Here is a 14,889-nt window from a genome sequence, read left to right on the forward strand (position 1 = left end):
AAACCAAGGGGTGGCGTGCCGTGCGGGGACGCTATGGCGGCGATAGCCAAAAGCCCTTGTGCGTCACGTCCACGCGCTCTCCAACCCCTCGATAGAACATGAACGAAGGCCTCCCAGTCCAGGCCCTGTGGTGCGATCCCGCCGATGGCGTCGTTGCGCGGATCGTCCGCGCGCTGGCCGATCGCCAGCTGCATGCCGCCCGCACCGTGGTGCTGGTGCCCTACGCGCAGTTGATGGGCGTGGCGCGCGCCATGTGGGCCCGCAGCGGCAGCCCAGGCTTCGTGCCGCGCTTCGAGACCACCCATAACTGGGCCCGCAGCGCGGGCGGCTTCGTGCCGGCCGGCTACGACATCGCGCACGACATGGCGCGCGACCTGGTCACGGCGCAGGCGCTGCTGTCGCAAGCCGGTTTCAGCGCCGAGCGCTTCGCCCTTGCCGGCCGCGTCGTCGAACTGGCGTATCAACTGGCCCCTCTTGCAGCTGCCGTGAGTCCCGAAGAGCGGGGCGGCGAATGGGCGCAACGCGCGGCGGGCGTGGCCGAGGCGGGCAGCGAGTCGGAATGGTTTCGCATCGAGAGCGCGCTGATCCGCATCGCCGTCGCGTGGGCCTCGACCTCGGGCTATGCCACCGACGTGCTCCTGCGCGACAGCACGCGCGCGCAGGTCGACGCGCTGATCGTGCTCGAGGGCTTCCTGGCCGATCCGCTCACGCAGTCGCTCTGCAAGCTGTGGGGCGACCGCGCTCTTCATCTCTCGCTCGTGCCTTCGGGCGCGCCCACGCAGGCTGCGGTTTCGCACGTCGCCCTCGACCCCGAAGACGAAGCCGAACTCGCCGCCGCCTGCGTGCTGCGCCACCTCGCCGAAGACCGCGCACCGGTCGCCTTGATCGCAACCGACCGCGCCCTCACGCGCCGCATCAGCGCCCAGCTGAGTGCGCAAGGTATCGTCACGCACGACGAAACGGGCTGGAAGCTGTCGACCACGCGCGCTGCCGCCACGCTGATGAGCGCGCTGCGCGCCTGCGCCCACGACGCCGCCAGCGACCAGGTGCTCGAATGGCTCAAGAGCGGCGCCGATGGCGATGCACCGGCTGTGCAACTGCTCGAAGCCCGCTTGCGCCGCGAGGGCCTGCGCGACTGGTTGGCCTGGTGTGCCTTGGTGGCGCGCAGCGAGAAAGCGCAGGACGCCACGTTGCTGTCCTTCACCGAGGCCATCGAGGCGCGACGCGCGCCCATGGCCCGGTCCCGCCCCCTGGCCGACTGGCTGCGCGCGTTGCGCGAGCTGCTGGAAGCCAGCGGCCAATGGGCGCTGCTCGACGAAGACCTCGCGGGCGGCAAAGTGATCGGCGCCCTGTGGCTCGATGCCGGCGCGCATGGCGACGACGACGATTTCCCCGGCGGGCGCCACACGCTGGCCGAATTCACCGCCTGGGTCCGCGACGTGCTGGAAGACGCGAGCTTCGTGCCCCCCGCGGGCGACCAGGCACCTAAGGTCGTCGTGCTGCCGCTGTACCAATTGCTGGGCCGTGCGTTCGGCGCCGTGGTCATCCCCGGCTGCGACGACCGGCGCCTGCCTGCGTCGCCCGAGCCGCTCGGCAACTGGAGCGCCGCCCAGCGACTCGAACTGGGCTTGGCGTCGCGTGAAACGCTCGAAGCTGCGCAACGCGCGGCCTGGGCCGCGGCCCTGCACAACTCGTCGTGCGAGTTGATCTGGCGCCAGTCCGACGCCAGCGGCGAGCCGGTACGGCCCAGTCCGCTGGTGCAGGCGCTGCAGCTCGATCACGCGCTGCAGCCCTCGGCCGATCCGCGCACGCCGCGCGACGTGACCGTGCAGCCAACCGAATATCCGATCCCTTCCGGCGCGCTCCTGCCACTGGAGAACATCTCGACCAGCGTGTACGAAGACCTGCGCCGCTGCCCCTACCGCTTCTTCGCGTTGCGGCAGTTGGGCCTGCGCAGCGCCGACGAGCTCGATGCCGAGGTCGACAAGCGCGACTTCGGCAACTGGCTGCATGCCGTGCTTGGTCACTTCCACGAGACGCTGGCAGGGGCTGCGACGCAGGACGCGCAGGAACGCACTGCGCTCATCGAAGAGGCCGCCCGGCGCGCGACGCAGGAGCTCAGCCTGTCCGCAGCCGAGTTCCTGCCTTTCGCCGCGGCCTGGCCCGCGGTGCGCGACGGCTACCTCAACTGGTTGACGGGGCACGAGGCGGGCGGCGCGATCTTCGTCGAAGCCGAGCCCTGGAAGGAACAGTCCCTGGGCACGCTGCGGCTGATCGGCCGGCTCGATCGCATCGACCGCATGCCAGACGGCCAGGCTTTCGTGATCGACTACAAGACCGAGTCCGTCGCCGTCAGCAAGGAGCGCGTGAAAGACCCGACCGAAGACACGCAACTGGCCTTCTATGCCGCGCTGGTGGCCGACGACACCTTGCGTGCGGCCTATGTGAACGTCGGTGAAAAGTCCTCCGGCACGCAGACCGTCGAGCAGCCCGCCGTGGTCGAGGCGCGGGATGCGCTGGTGGCCGGCATCATCGACGACTTCACGCGCATTGCGCAGGGGGCAGCACTGCCGCCATTAGGGGAGGGCGCCGTCTGCGACTACTGCGCCGCACGCGGCCTTTGCCGCAAGGACTTCTGGGGCAACGAGGTCCCCCGGCCCGGGGGCATTGCGAAATGAACGGCGCTGCCTACGAACACAACGGCCGGCACGTCACGCGCGAGGCCTTCTATACCGTCGCCTGTGACCCGCGCCGCTCGGTCGCCGTCGAAGCCTGTGCGGGCGCGGGCAAGACCTGGATGCTGGTGTCGCGCATCTTGCGCGCGCTGCTCGAAGAAGGCGAGTCTGCCTGCGAGCCGCATGAGATCCTGGCCATCACCTTCACGAAGAAGGCGGCCGGCGAGATGCGCGAGCGGCTCGACCAGTGGCTCGAGGATTTTGCCGAACGGACGCCGGAAGAACTGGTCGGCCAGCTCGTGATGCGCGGCGTCGAGCCGGCGGCCGCATTGGCCGCCGTGCCGCGCCTGAAGGGCCTCTACAGGCGCCTGCTCGAAGGCGGCAGGCCGGTGCAGTTCCGCACCTTCCACGCCTGGTTCGCGGGCCTGCTGCGCAATGCGCCGCTCGCGGTGCTGCGCGAGCTGGGCCTGCCGTCGAACTACGAACTGCTCGAAGACGACGCCGAGGCGCGCGGCCACACGTGGCGGCCCTTCTTCGAGGCCGTCACCGCCGACAAGAATGCGCTGGCCGATTACTACGCCGTCGTCGCGACGCACGGCCGCTCGCAGACGGCCAAGGCTCTGAGCGAGGCGCTCTCGAAGCGCGTCGAGTTCTCACTGGCCGATGCGGAGAATGCCGTCCAGCATTTCAGCGTGTTCTTTCCGTCGCTCGAAGGCCTTGACGAACCGACCGAGGCCTTGCTCGGCGAGCCGGTGCGCCGCCGTTGGCTTGACCGCGCCGCCGCGCTCGGCCGCGAGAGCAACAAGACGCCGCAGAAGGCGGCCGAGGCCATCATCGACGTGTTCGGCATGGGCGAGCCTCCAGCCGATTCGCTGGCGGCCGCGCTCGCGCACCTGCGCAAGAACTTCTTCGTCGCCACCGAAGATCGCCTCAACAAGAACCTGCAGAAGTTCCCCGCCGCGCAGGAAGCCGAGGCCGAGCTGCAGGTGCTGTGCGGCGCACAGGCCCAGCACGCCGCATGGCTCTACCAGCAGCGCATGACGCGCCTCACACGCCTGCTGATCGCGGCCTTTGCCGATGTGAAGCGTGCCCACGGCTGGGTCGACATGAACGACGTCGAGCAGGCCGCGCAACTGCTGCTCGGCCAGTCGGCGCTGTCGGGCTGGGTGCAGGAGCGGCTCGACGCGCGCATTGCGCACCTGCTGATCGACGAATTCCAGGACACCAACCCGCTGCAGTGGCAGGCGCTGTACGGCTGGCTCAGCGCGTACACCGGAGCGCAGGGCCGCGCGCCGCGCGTGTTCATCGTGGGCGACCCGAAGCAGAGCATCTACCGCTTCCGCCGCGCCGAGCCGCAGGTGTTCATCGCCGCGAAGAAGTTCGTGCGCGAAGGGCTCGACGGCGAGTTGCTTAACTGCGACCACACCCACCGCAATGCGCGGGCTGTGGTCGGGCTGGTCAACACGGCGATGCTGGCGGCGCAAGAGGCCGGCGAGTTCGATGGCTACCGCGCCCACACCACCGAGCGCGGCGACGAAGGCGAACTGCTCAAGCTGCCGGCCATCGACCGCGACGCACTCGGCGATGCGTCCGACGCGGCACCGGCCGACGACGGCATGCTGCACTGGCGCGACAGCCTCGTCACACCGCGCGTGCTGCCCGAAGAACAGCTGCTGCAGAAGGAATGCGAACAGGCCGCGCAATGGGTGGCGCAGCGCATCGCCGACGGCACGCCGCCGCGCCAGATCATGGTGCTGGCGCGCCGCCGCAGCCGGCTCTCGGCCATGCAGGACGCATTGCGCCAGCGCCACATTCCCGTGCAGCAGCCAGAGAAGAACGATCTGCACGACGCACCCGAAGTGCAGGACGTGGTCGCGCTGATCGATGTGCTGGTGTCGCCCGCGCACGATCTTTCGCTGGCGCGGGCGCTGAAGTCGCCGGTGTTCGGCATCGGTGACGAGGCGCTGGTGCAGCTCGCACTGCGCCAGCGCGAGCGCGGCCCGGTGAGCTGGTTCGCACTGATCCTGAAGGACGAAAGCCTGCCGCCGGCGTTGATCGAGGCGGGCACAAAGCTCAGGAAGTGGCAGCGCTGGCTGATGACACTGCCGCCCCACGACGCGCTAGACGCGATCTTTCACGATGGCGATCTGCTCGCGAAATTCGGCGCCGCAGTTCCCGCCGCGATGCGCCAGAGCGCGCTGGCCAATCTGCGCGGCCTGCTGTCCGCATCGCTCGAGATTGACGGCGCACGTTTCGCGACACCGTATGCACTGGTGCGTGCGTTGCGCGCTGGCGGCGTGCGCGCCCCGGCCGTTGCCGCGCCCGATGCGGTGCAACTGCTGACCGTGCATGGCGCGAAGGGACTGGAGGCCGATACCGTTCTCATGCTCGACTGCGACGCGGCACCACCGCGTGCCCAGACCATGGGCGTGTTGGTCGAATGGAAGGGCAGCGACAGCGCGCCGACGCGCTTCGTGTTCCTTGCGAGCGAGAAGACGCCGCCGGCCTGCGCGGCGGCATTGCTCGAAGAGGAGCAGCGCGCGCGCCATCGTGAAGAGCTCAACGGCCTTTACGTCGCGACCACGCGGGCACGCGAGCGGCTGGTGTTGTCGTCGGTGCGCCCGGCGCGCGCCAACGAAGGCAGCTGGTGGGCGCGATTGGAGCCGCTGTGCGAGCCTACCGAGGCCGACGAGCCACTGGTCGCCTTGCCGACCGACTCCGGCGCGGGCAGCTTCTCGATGAAGCGCATGCCTGCGGCGCCCGTGTTGGTCGAACAACCTGCCACCAAGAAAGCGCCAGACACCACCGTTGACGCGCGCGCCGCCGCCTTCGGCCAGGCCATGCACCGCCTGCTCGAATGGGCTGTCCCTGGCGAGCCGCTGCCTGCGGCCCACGTGCGCGCTGCAGCACGCGAATTCATGCTCGATGCGCAGCAGGCGCGCGGTGCCGCCGCGCTGGCGCAGCGCATCCGCGCGGGCGAGGGCGCCTGGGTGTGGGACGATCGCAGGGTCGACTGGCATGGCAACGAAGTCACGCTGGTGCATGAAGGCGAGACCTTGCGCATCGACCGTCTGGTGCGCGAGCGCGACAGCGGCGCCTGGTGGATCCTCGACTACAAATCTGCGGCGCGCCCCGAACGGGACGCTGCGCTGATCGCACAGATGCAGCGCTATCGCGCAGCGGTGCAACATGCCTATCCCGGTGCCACGGTGCGCGTCGCGTTCCTCACCGGGCAGGGCGAACTGGTAAATCTCGAATGACTGTTTCCCCTACCGTCGCCGTCATCGGCGGCGGACCTGCCGGCCTGATGGCGGCTGAAGTCCTGAGCGCTTCCGGCGCACAGGTGCATGTGTATGACGCGATGCCTTCGGTCGGCCGCAAGTTCCTGCTGGCCGGCCGTGGCGGGCTGAACCTCACGCACTCGGAGCCCTTCGATGTGTTCATGACCCGCTTCGGCGAGCGCCGCGCGCAGCTCGAACCGATGCTGGCGCTGTTCGGACCGCAGCAGATGCGCGAATGGGCGAGCGGCCTGGGCATCGAGACCTTCGTCGGTACGTCGGGGCGCGTGTTTCCGACCGACATGAAGGCCGCGCCGCTGCTGCGCGCGTGGTTGCATCGTTTGCGCGCGGCGGGTGTGCAGTTTCATATGCGGCATCGTTGGATGGGCGATGGGGTTTTCGACACGGCGTCGCTGCGGTTCGCGACGCCTGCCGGCGGCATTGCGGCAAAGGCCGATGCGGTAGTGCTGGCGCTTGGCGGCGCGAGCTGGGCTCGCCTCGGCTCCGATGGCGCGTGGGTGCCGTGGCTTCAAGCGCAGGGTGTGGAAGTGGCGCCGCTGCTGGCGGCCAATTCAGGCTTCGACGGCACCGGCTGGAGCGAGCATTTCTCCAGCCGCTTTGCCGGGCAGCCGTTCAAGTCGGTCGCGCTCTCGTTCACCGACAGCCACGGGAGGCACTTTGCGCGCAAGGGCGAGTTCGTCGCGACAGCCAAGGGGATCGAAGGCAGCCTGATCTATGCGGCGTCGGCGCTGCTGCGCGACGAGATTGCCGCGAAGGGCAGCGCGACGCTGTTGTTGGATCTGCTGCCCGACCGCAGTGCCGAACAGGTATTGGCCGCAGTGACGCACCCTCGCGGCGCGCGTTCGCTCAGCAGCCATCTCAAGAGCCGGCTGGGGCTCGAGGGCATCAAGGCGGGGGTGCTGCACGAGGCCTTGAGCCGCGAAGCGATGCAAGACGCCGCGCAACTGGCCGCGACGATCAAGGCGGTGCCCTTGAAGCTCATCGCGACGCGGCCGGTCGACGAGGCGATCAGCACGGCAGGCGGCGTGCGCTTCGACGCGCTGGATGCGCAGCTGATGTCGAACGCGCTGCCCGGCGTGTTTGCGGCAGGAGAGATGCTCGACTGGGAGGCGCCGACCGGCGGCTACCTGCTGACAGCGTCGATGGCCAGCGGCGCGGCCGCGGCGCGCGGCGCGATTCGTCGTCTGGGTCTGGGCTGAGAGTGATTGTTGCAAGCCTCGTTTCATTTCGCACGGAATGAAACGAAGCTGCTGAAGAGGTTGACGAGCCTTACCCCTGGCACTGACTACGCAGTTAGGGCTGCTTGGTTCCCCACCTGACCCGGTTGGCCACTTCACCATGCAGGGAGGCCCGTCAGCCTGGATTCTAACCCCCAGTCTTCGCGCACTTCGTGTCGCTTCGCCAACCCCCTTCCAGGAGGCGGGGCGACCGCTTCGGGCGGCCGTGCGCGGCGCTCCTCCGGAGCGGGGCAGAGAAGCCTCTCGTTTCTTGTGACCGGGGCCGGATCGGCGCCTCACGCCTTTTAGAATGCCCCCAATGTCTTATCTCGTGCTCGCTCGCAAGTTCCGTCCGAAAACCTTCGGTGAGATGGTCGGCCAGGGGCACGTGGTGCAGGCGCTCGAGAACGCGTTGACCACGCAGCGCCTGCATCACGCCTATCTTTTCACCGGCACCCGCGGTGTCGGCAAGACCACTGTTTCGCGGATTCTGGCGAAGTCGCTCAACTGCCAGGGCCCGGATGGCCAGGGCGGCATCACGGCCACGCCGTGCGGTGTGTGCCAGGCCTGCCGCGACATCGATTCGGGCCGCTTCGTGGATTACACCGAGCTCGACGCGGCCTCGAACCGCGGCGTGGACGAGGTGCAGTCGCTGCTCGAGCAAGCCGTCTACAAGCCGGTGCAGGGGCGCTTCAAGGTCTTCATGATCGACGAAGTGCACATGCTCACGAACACCGCGTTCAACGCGATGCTGAAGACGCTCGAGGAGCCGCCCGAGTACCTCAAGTTCGTGCTGGCCACGACCGATCCGCAGAAGGTGCCGGTCACGGTGCTGTCGCGCTGCCTGCAGTTCAACCTGCGGCCGATGGCGCCCGAGACGGTGCTCGAACACCTCACCGGCGTGCTGCACACCGAGAATGTTCCGGCCGAGCCGCAGGCGCTTCGCCTCCTGGCGCGCGCGGCGCGCGGCTCGATGCGCGACGCGCTGTCGCTCACCGACCAGGCCATCGCCTTCGGCAACGGCGAACTCGTGGAAGCGGGCGTGCGCCAGATGCTCGGCAGCGTCGATCGAGGGCATGTGTTCCGCCTGATCGAGGCGCTCGCGCAGGGCGACGGCAAGACGGTGGTCGAAATCTCCGAGGCGCTGCGCGTCGACGGCATGTCCGCCGCCTCCACGCTGGAAGAAATGACGGCTGTGCTGCAGGCCATGGCCGTGCTGCAGGCCGTGCCCTCGCGGGCGGAGTCGGCCGATGCCGCCACCGATCCCGACGCGGCCGACACCGCGCGCCTCGCCGCGCTGATGCCGGCCGACGAGACGCAACTGCTCTACAGCCTGTGCCTGCACGGCCGCGGCGAGCTGGGCCTGGCCCCTGACGAGTACGCCGCGCTGACCATGGTGCTGTTGCGGCTACTGGCCTTCAAACCCTCCAACGCGGCTGCTTCGACGGCCTCCACGGAAAAAAAAACTCTGAATGAAGCTGCGGCCGCGGCGCCGCAGGTTCCGGTGCGTGCCGCAGCCCCCGCTCCGGCGCCTATGCCGGTCGTTCGCGCTCCGATTGAAGCTGAAGCGCCTGCTGCGGCGCCCGCCCATGCCGCCCCGGTCCCGGCGGGCCATCGCCTCGCGGTGGTCGATGAACCCCGACAGGCCGAATCCCGCCCCGAGGCCAGCGATACGACCGCCAGGGTTGTCGGCGTGCCCATTCGCGTGCAGCCTCCACCGAGTGTCCGGGACACGCCGCGCCCCGATGAGCCGCGCAGCACATTCACCCCCATTCCGACCAGCGAAGACGGCGATTTCTGGTACGCCACGGTCTCCGAACTGGTCGCGGCCGAGGCCATCACGGCCCTTGCACGCGAACTGGCGCTGCAGTCGCAGCTGGTGGGCCGCGACACGGACCAGTGGCTGCTGCGCATCGAGCGCGAGACGCTCAACCAGCCGTCGAGCCGCGAAAAGCTGACAGCTGCGCTGAACAACCTCGGCCACAACATCAAGCTCGCCATCGAGATCGGCGGCGTGGTCGACAGCCCCGCGCGCCGCAACAAGCAGGCCGCCGACGAGCGCCAGCGCGTGGCCGAAGAGGCCATCATGAGCGACCCTGAAGTGCAGGCGCTGATGCGCGACTTCGACGCGAAGATCGTTCCCGGAACCCTGAAACCGGCCTGAGCTCCCATCTCTCTTATCCTTCACCCACTTTTCAACCCAACAATCAGGACCAACGATGTTCAACAAAGGACAACTGGCCGGCCTCATGAAGCAGGCGCAGGCAATGCAGGACAACCTCAAGAAGGCCCAGGAAGAACTCGCCCACATCGAGGTCGAAGGCGAATCCGGCGCCGGCCTCGTCAAGGTCGTCATGACCTGCAAGCACGACGTCAAGCGCATCACCATCGACCCCAGCCTGCTGGCGGACGACAAGGACATGCTCGAAGACCTCGTGGCGGCCGCCTTCAACGCCGCCGTGCGCAAGGCCGAGGAAACCAGCGAGCAGAAGATGGGCAAGCTCACGGCCGGCATGCCTGGTCTCCCGCCCGGCATGAAACTGCCGTTCTAAGCGGCCGAGATGGCAGACGCCGGTTCGCTCGACGCATTGATCGATGCGCTGCGCCGCCTGCCCGGTGTCGGCGTCAAGTCGGCCTCGCGCATGGCGTTCCATCTGCTGCAGCACGACCGCGAGGGTGCGCAGCTGCTCGCGCGCGCGCTGCAGCAGGCCGCGGGTCACGTTCGGCATTGCGAGCTTTGCAACACCTTCACCGAGGCGCCGATCTGCAGCGTCTGCATGGACTCGCGGCGCGACGGAACCAAGCTTTGCGTGGTCGAGACGCCGGCCGACCAGGCCGCACTCGAGCGCACCGGCGCGTTCCGCGGCTATTACTTCGTGCTGATGGGCAAGCTCAGTCCGCTCGACGGCATCGGGCCGAAGGACATCGGACTGCAGAAGCTCTTCGACCGCGCGCGCGACGGCACGGTGAGCGAGGTCATCCTGGCCACGAACTTCACCGCCGAGGGCGAAGCCACCGCGCACGTGATCGGCGAGGCGCTGAAGCAGCATGGTCTCACGGTGACGCGCCTTGCGCGCGGCGTGCCGGCCGGCAGCGAACTCGAATACGTCGATCTCGGCACCATCGCGCATGCCCTGGTGGATCGCAGGTAGCACGCGCATGCGAGCATGACTTTTTCCTTGCTCACCATCGCCTACTGGTGCGTTTTCATCGCCTGCGGCTTGCCGTATTTCGCGGCGTGGATCGCCAAGGCTGGAAGCTTCGGCCCGCGCGACAACCAGCATCCGCGCGACTGGGCCGCGAAGCAGGGCGGATGGCGCGCGCGCGCCAACAGCGCGCAGGTGAACAGCTTCGAAGGCCTGCCGTTCTTCATCGGCGCGGTGATCATCGCGCACCAGCTCGGCGCGGCACAGGCGCGCCTGGACATGCTCGCCGCGGCCTACGTGGTGCTGCGCGCGATCTACATCGTGCTCTACATCAAGGGTCTGGGCAGCGCGCGCAGTGCTGTCTGGGCGCTCGGGTTCATGGTCAACGTCGCGATACTTTTCCTGGCGCGCTGACGCTTCGGCGCGGGCTTCGCGGCGAGGCCTTCATGATTACGTGAAAACCCGCACGGGATCACCCCGATGCCGTCGCCTGATGCGGCCCCTAAGCTCGATTCAGTCCCAGGAATCACCGAGCCCGCAGGCACCGTTTCATGCTCCATCGCCGAACCCTCATTTCAGCTTCCGCCATCGCCGCCGCAGCCATCGCGTTGCCGCGCGTCTTTGCGCAGCAGGCGAAGCTGGAAAAGACCAGGATCTCCATCGCGGTGGGTGGCAAGGCGGCGTTCTACTACCTGCCGCTCACCATTTCCGAACAGCTCGGCTACTTCAAGGCCGAGGGGCTCGATGTGGAGATTTCCGATTTCGCGGGCGGCGCGCGCGCACTGCAGGCGGTGGTCGGCGGTTCGGCCGATGTCTGCTCGGGCGCCTACGAACACACCATCAACCTGCAAGCCAAGAACCAGTTCTTCCAGGCCTTCGTGCTGCAGGGCCGCGCACCGCAGATCGCCGTGGGCGTGTCGACGAAGAACATGGCGGGCTACACCGGCATTCCCGACCTCAAGGGCAAGAAGATCGGCGTCTCGGCGCCAGGCTCGTCGACCAACATGGTCGCCAACCTCGTGCTGTCGCGCGGCGGCCTCAAGGCCAGCGACGTGAGCTACATCGGCGTCGGCGTGGCGGCCGGCGCGCTCACCGCGCTGCGCTCGGGCCAGATCGACGCGATCAGCAACACCGACCCGGTGATGACGATGCTCGAACAGAAGGGCGACGTGAAGATCATCAGCGACACGCGCACGCTCCAGGGCACGCAGCAGGTGTTCGGCGGCCCGATGCCGGCAGCCTGCCTGTATGCGTCGAGCGAGTTCATCCAGAAGAATCCCAACACCTGCCAGGCGCTGGCGAATGCCATCGTGCACGGGCTCAAGTGGCTGCAGACGGCGGGGCCCGGCGACATCATCAAGACGGTGCCCGAGACCTATCTGCTCGGCGACCGGGCGCTATACCTCGCGTCCTTCGACAAGGTGCGCGAGTCGATCGCCACCGACGGCCTCGTGCCGGTCGACGGTCCCAAGACCGCGCTGACCGCGATCGCCAGCTTCGACACCACCGTGAAGGCCGACAGGATCGACCTCGCAAAGACCTACACCAACGATTTTGCTCGGCGCGCGAAAGACCGGTTCAAAGCCTGATTTCGAACGTCCCCGCGACCCGGCTCAGGCCGGGTTTTTTACGCCATGTCCGACCACGCACTCGAACTTCTCTCCATCAGTTGCACCTTCCATTCGAAGGACGATCCAGGCCAGCGCTACACCGCGGTGGCCGACACCACGCTGCGCATCAAGGCGGGGGAGTTCGTCTCGGTGGTCGGTCCCACGGGCTGCGGCAAATCGACGCTGCTGAACGTTGGTGCGGGTTTGCTCGAACCTTCTTCGGGCACCGTGAAGGTCTTCGGCCAGACGCTCGCGGGCATCAACACGCGCGCCGGCTACATGTTCCAGACCGAGGCGCTGATGCCCTGGCGCAGCGCCATCGACAACGTCATGGTGGGCCTGCAGTACCGCGGTGTGTCCGATGCCGAAGCGCGCCAGCAGGCCGAGGCATGGCTCTCGCGCGTGGGCCTATCAGGCTTCGGCGACCGCTACCCGCACCAGCTCTCCGGCGGCATGCGCAAGCGCGTGGCGCTGGCACAGACGCTGGTGCTCGACCCCGACATCATCCTCATGGACGAACCCTTCAGCGCGCTCGACATCCAGACGCGCCAACTGATGGAGAACGAAGTGCTCGACCTCTGGAGCGCAAGGAAGAAGGCTGTGCTCTTCATCACGCACGATCTCGACGAGGCCATTGCCATGAGCGACCGCGTGGTGGTGCTGTCGGCCGGCCCGGCAACGCACCCCATCGGCGAGTTCGCCATCGACCTGTCGCGTCCGCGCGACGTTGCCGAGGTGCGCACGCAGCCGCGCTTCGTGGAGCTGCACACCCAGATCTGGGAGGTGCTGCGCGACGAGGTGTTGAAGGGCTACGCGCAGCAGCTGAGGAAGGCCGCGTGATGCCCCGCCTCGGGCTCAACGAGCGCAACGCGCGCTTCTGGCAGCTGGCGTTGCTGGTAGTGATCCTGGTGGCGTGGCACATTGCCTCGCGCAACCAGCAGTTCGCCTTTTTCGTCGGCGAGCCGATCCAGGTGGCGGGCCGCATCTGGAGCTGGTTCCTGCCGTTCGAGGTGCCGCCCAATGCGCTGTTCCCTGACGGGCTCAAGGGCAACGCCGACATCTACCTGCACCTGGGAACCACGCTGCTGGAGACGGTGCTGGCCTTCGGCATCGGCACGGTGCTCGGCCTGGGTTGCGGGCTGTGGCTGGCGCTCGCGCCCACGGCGAGCCTGATCCTCGACCCCTACATCAAGGCCGCCAACTCGATGCCGCGGGTGATCCTCGCGCCCATCTTCGCGCTGTGGTTCGGCCTGGGCATCTGGAGCAAGGTGGCGTTGGCCGTCACGCTGGTGTTCTTCATCGTGTTCTTCAACGTCTACCAGGGCGTGCGCGAGGTGAGCCCGGTGGTGCTGGCCAACGCGAAGATGCTCGGCGCGAACCAGCGGCAGCTGCTGCGCACGGTGTACCTGCCGAGCGCAACGAGCTGGGTGTTCTCCAGCCTGCACACCTCGGTCGGGCTGGCCTTCGTGGGCGCGGTGGTGGGCGAATACCTGGGCTCGGCGCGCGGCGTGGGCTACCTGATCCTGCAGGCCGAAGGCACCTTCGACGTCAACACCGTGTTCGCCGGCATCGTGGTGCTCACGGCTTTTGCGCTGGTGCTCGACGGCATCGTGGGGCTGATCGAGAAGCGGCTCATGAAGTGGCAGCCCAAGACCGGCGAAACCGAGAAGCTGTAGCTCCCTCATGCGATGATCTTGCGCGACGCTCCGGAGAGCGCGGCAACGAATTCACGGGGGTAGTAAGCCAATGAGCCACGACAACAAGCGGGCCACGACCTTGCGCTCGCGCAACGAGGCTGCCAGGGTCTCGAACGAAGAGCTGTTCTTCGATCTGGTCTATGCGTTTTCGGTCACGCAACTCTCCCACTATCTGCTGGATCACCTCACGCTGTCGGGCGCGTTCCAGACGCTGGTGATGTGGTTCGCGGTATGGCTGGGCTGGCAGTACACGGCATGGACCACCAACTGGTTCAACCCTGGCGCGCTACGCATTCGAGGCGTGCTGTTCGCCATCATGCTGCTGGCCATGGTGATGGCCTCGGCGCTGCCCGGCGCCTTCGCAGAGCGCGGGCTGGTGTTCGCGCTGTGCTTCGTGGGCATCCAGGCGGGGCGCACGTTCTGCATGCTGATCGCCATCGGCTCGAACGATCCGCTCACACCCAATTTTCGCCGGCTGCTGGCATGGAACTGCCTGGCCGGAGCGTTCTGGATCGCGGGCGGCGTGGCCGAAGGGCAGGCGCGCCTCGCGCTGTGGTTCGTCGGCGTGCTGTGCGAATACATCGCGCCGATGATCGGGCTGCGCTTTCCGGGACTGGGCCGCTCCACGACCGCCGACTGGACCATTGACGGCGGGCACCTCGCCGAACGCTGCCAGTTGTTCGTGATCGTCGCGCTGGGCGAGTCGGTGCTGGCCACCGGCATCGCCTTCGGCCAGCACACTGAATGGCACGGCATCGACCTGTTCGCGCTGCTCGTGGGTTTCTCGGGCAGCCTCGCGATGTGGTGGATGTACTTCGACACCAGCGCGAGGGAGGCGACCCATGCCATCGAGCATTCGCCCGACCCCGGTGGCATCGGCGCCAAGTTCCACTACACGCACGTGATCCTGGTGGCGGGCATCATCGTGTGCGCGGTGGCGGACGAGCTCACGATCAACGAGGGCTCGCACCATGCCGAGCTCAAGTATCTCGGCGCACTCATCGGTGGGCCGGCGCTGTACCTGTTCGGCAATGCGCTGTTCAAGCGTGTGGTGCGCGGTTTCCTGCCGCAGTCGCACCTTTACGGCCTGGGCCTGTTGGCCGTGCTCGCAGTCTTTGCTCCGCACCTCTCGGTGATGGTGGTGGGCACGCTCACGACGCTTGTCATGATCGCGGTGGCCGCACTCGAAGCCGTGGTGCGCCGCAGGGCATGGGCTGCGGCAGCGGCCCGCTGAACCTCCAGAGG

General features: G+C 67.8%; 11 protein-coding genes and 1 other RNA gene. 11 read left to right on the forward strand and 1 reads right to left on the reverse strand.

The annotated features are described in order from the left end of the window. Positions 1-98 precede the first annotated feature (98 nt). The 3 genes from ACCC97_RS01935 to ACCC97_RS01945 are packed head-to-tail and all read left to right on the forward strand — an operon-like array spanning position 99 to position 7,173. Positions 99-2,678, forward strand: a complete 2,580-nt coding sequence (locus ACCC97_RS01935; protein WP_413331448.1) for a PD-(D/E)XK nuclease family protein — start codon at positions 99-101, stop codon at positions 2,676-2,678. Next, entirely contained in the window at positions 2,675-5,935 is a 3,261-nt protein-coding gene (locus tag ACCC97_RS01940; protein WP_413331449.1) for a UvrD-helicase domain-containing protein, read from the forward strand. Before ACCC97_RS01935 ends, ACCC97_RS01940 begins: the two co-directional genes overlap by 4 nt. Next, positions 5,932-7,173, forward strand: a complete 1,242-nt coding sequence (locus tag ACCC97_RS01945) for a TIGR03862 family flavoprotein (protein WP_413331450.1) — start codon at positions 5,932-5,934, stop codon at positions 7,171-7,173. Before ACCC97_RS01940 ends, ACCC97_RS01945 begins: the two co-directional genes overlap by 4 nt. A 59-nt stretch (positions 7,174-7,232) precedes the next feature. Here ACCC97_RS01945 and ffs read toward each other — a convergent pair. Then, positions 7,233-7,329, reverse strand: an RNA gene (gene ffs, locus ACCC97_RS01950) — signal recognition particle sRNA small type. 181 nt (positions 7,330-7,510) lie between these two features. On the opposite strand from ffs, the gene dnaX reads away from it, so the two are divergent. The 8 genes from dnaX to ACCC97_RS01990 all read left to right on the forward strand — a co-directional run bounded on the left by dnaX (position 7,511) and on the right by ACCC97_RS01990 (position 14,878). Continuing rightward, on the forward strand, positions 7,511-9,355 hold the full coding sequence (gene dnaX, locus ACCC97_RS01955; RefSeq protein WP_413331451.1) for a DNA polymerase III subunit gamma/tau: 1,845 nt from the start codon (positions 7,511-7,513) through the stop codon (positions 9,353-9,355). Positions 9,356-9,410: 55 nt separating this feature from the next. Then, positions 9,411-9,743, forward strand: a complete 333-nt coding sequence (locus tag ACCC97_RS01960; RefSeq protein WP_007836669.1) for a YbaB/EbfC family nucleoid-associated protein — start codon at positions 9,411-9,413, stop codon at positions 9,741-9,743. A 9-nt stretch (positions 9,744-9,752) separates the two neighbouring features. After that, positions 9,753-10,343 (forward strand): recombination mediator RecR, encoded by a 591-nt coding sequence (gene recR, locus ACCC97_RS01965; protein WP_007836670.1) that lies wholly within the window; start codon positions 9,753-9,755, stop codon positions 10,341-10,343. Positions 10,344-10,358: 15 nt separating this feature from the next. Next, positions 10,359-10,751, forward strand: coding sequence for an MAPEG family protein (locus tag ACCC97_RS01970; RefSeq protein WP_413331452.1), 393 nt, complete (start codon positions 10,359-10,361; stop codon positions 10,749-10,751). 137 nt (positions 10,752-10,888) lie between these two features. Next, positions 10,889-11,926 (forward strand): ABC transporter substrate-binding protein, encoded by a 1,038-nt coding sequence (locus ACCC97_RS01975; RefSeq protein WP_413331453.1) that lies wholly within the window; start codon positions 10,889-10,891, stop codon positions 11,924-11,926. A 45-nt stretch (positions 11,927-11,971) separates the two neighbouring features. Next, positions 11,972-12,787, forward strand: coding sequence for an ABC transporter ATP-binding protein (locus ACCC97_RS01980; protein ID WP_413331454.1), 816 nt, complete (start codon positions 11,972-11,974; stop codon positions 12,785-12,787). Further along, the gene (locus ACCC97_RS01985; protein ID WP_413313130.1) at positions 12,787-13,623 is read left to right on the forward strand and encodes an ABC transporter permease; all 837 of its coding nucleotides are present in this window, start codon (positions 12,787-12,789) and stop codon (positions 13,621-13,623) included. The genes ACCC97_RS01980 and ACCC97_RS01985 overlap by 1 nt, the downstream gene beginning before the upstream one ends. A 70-nt stretch (positions 13,624-13,693) precedes the next feature. Then, positions 13,694-14,878, forward strand: a complete 1,185-nt coding sequence (locus ACCC97_RS01990; RefSeq protein ID WP_413331455.1) for a low temperature requirement protein A — start codon at positions 13,694-13,696, stop codon at positions 14,876-14,878. Positions 14,879-14,889: the final 11 nt, after the last annotated feature.

The organism is Variovorax sp. Varisp85, from assembly GCF_047304045.1.
Classification (GTDB): domain Bacteria; phylum Pseudomonadota; class Gammaproteobacteria; order Burkholderiales; family Burkholderiaceae_C; genus Variovorax.

Bases quoted from the DNA above. Each gene is read 5' to 3' on its own strand.
- ACCC97_RS01935 (WP_413331448.1), top strand. From the start codon at position 99: ATGAACGAAGGCCTCCCAGTCCAGGCCCTGTGGTGCGATCCCGCCGAT.
- ACCC97_RS01940 (WP_413331449.1), top strand. From the start codon at position 2,675: ATGAACGGCGCTGCCTACGAACACAACGGCCGGCACGTCACGCGCGAG.
- ACCC97_RS01945 (WP_413331450.1), top strand. From the start codon at position 5,932: ATGACTGTTTCCCCTACCGTCGCCGTCATCGGCGGCGGACCTGCCGGC.
- dnaX (WP_413331451.1), top strand. From the start codon at position 7,511: ATGTCTTATCTCGTGCTCGCTCGCAAGTTCCGTCCGAAAACCTTCGGT.
- ACCC97_RS01960 (WP_007836669.1), top strand. From the start codon at position 9,411: ATGTTCAACAAAGGACAACTGGCCGGCCTCATGAAGCAGGCGCAGGCA.
- recR (WP_007836670.1), top strand. From the start codon at position 9,753: ATGGCAGACGCCGGTTCGCTCGACGCATTGATCGATGCGCTGCGCCGC.
- ACCC97_RS01970 (WP_413331452.1), top strand. From the start codon at position 10,359: ATGACTTTTTCCTTGCTCACCATCGCCTACTGGTGCGTTTTCATCGCC.
- ACCC97_RS01975 (WP_413331453.1), top strand. From the start codon at position 10,889: ATGCTCCATCGCCGAACCCTCATTTCAGCTTCCGCCATCGCCGCCGCA.
- ACCC97_RS01980 (WP_413331454.1), top strand. From the start codon at position 11,972: ATGTCCGACCACGCACTCGAACTTCTCTCCATCAGTTGCACCTTCCAT.
- ACCC97_RS01985 (WP_413313130.1), top strand. From the start codon at position 12,787: ATGCCCCGCCTCGGGCTCAACGAGCGCAACGCGCGCTTCTGGCAGCTG.
- ACCC97_RS01990 (WP_413331455.1), top strand. From the start codon at position 13,694: ATGAGCCACGACAACAAGCGGGCCACGACCTTGCGCTCGCGCAACGAG.